This window comes from thiotrophic endosymbiont of Bathymodiolus puteoserpentis (Logatchev), assembly GCF_900127505.1.
In the GTDB taxonomy this organism is placed as follows: Bacteria; Pseudomonadota; Gammaproteobacteria; order PS1; family Pseudothioglobaceae; genus Thiodubiliella.
Map to the genome: position 1 here is coordinate 1 of NZ_UEXF01000009.1, position 995 is coordinate 995.

A 995-nucleotide genomic window follows, 5' to 3' on the forward strand; every position below is an offset into this window, starting at 1 on the left:
TTAGTAATCAAGCCAACACATGGACGCAAAGAGTACAAAATGTTGTCGCCTCTTATGTGGTTGGTGGCGTTGCCGCTGAGTTAGGTGGTGGTAAATTTGCTAATGGTGGGATGAGTGCGGCGTTTAGTAGGATGTTTAATGATACTTTAACACTAGGTATTTCATATAAGGCGCCCGTTTGGATACAAAAAGCACTAGGGTTGAATGTGATTGCACAAGGTTTTGGTGTTGGTTTTGCTTTATCATATCCAGGATTTAGTGGTGGTAAATTTGATTTTGGTGTGTATGGAAAAACTGCATTAGGGGGGGAGGGTATCGGCATTGGTAAGATATCTACTGATTTTGCTTGGCAGACTGGATCTGTTTCTGACATCAAAGGTACAGGTGGAGAAATGAATGTTCATTATGGGAATATAGGTGGGTCAATAACTACTGGCAATAACGGTAATATTGATGGCTTTGGTTTTAGTTTAGGCTATGGTTACAATGCAAGCGCTGCTGCAACTATGAATGGAAACTGTTCTATCAGAAATTGGGGTTGTGGAAATTAATATGATTTATACAACATTGTTTTTTATTTTAATTGTAACAACATCGTTTTCAGCAATCTTGTTTTTTTGGCATGCATGTTTTATGTTTCTAGAAATTAAATTAGAGAAAAAATTAAAAGCTCATTTACTGGCATCTATCTTAATATTTTTACCAGATCTGTTTACAAAAAAAGGTAATTATCATCGTATAAAATTTTTACGATACATATCAATTTTTTTGGTGTGCTTCTTTTTGTTGTTTGTTTTAAGTTATAAAACCCCAACAATTTAAGACAACAAATTAAGATTTTTTATTTCGAACGAGTTAAACTTAACCCAACAATTCGGAGTAAAAAATTATGAGGAAATAATTAGGGTCAGTGTGCAATTTATTAAACAATCCATCCAACCAGCCTGATGAAATCCGTAACCTAGAATATGAATATGACCTAATGGACAATGTCA

At 34.6% G+C, this 995-nt stretch carries 1 pseudogene; it reads left to right on the forward strand.

The annotated features are described in order from the left end of the window. Nucleotides 1-551, forward strand: a pseudogene (locus tag BHECKSOX2_RS00765) (hypothetical protein); the annotation flags it as partial. Nucleotides 552-995 lie beyond the last annotated feature (444 nt).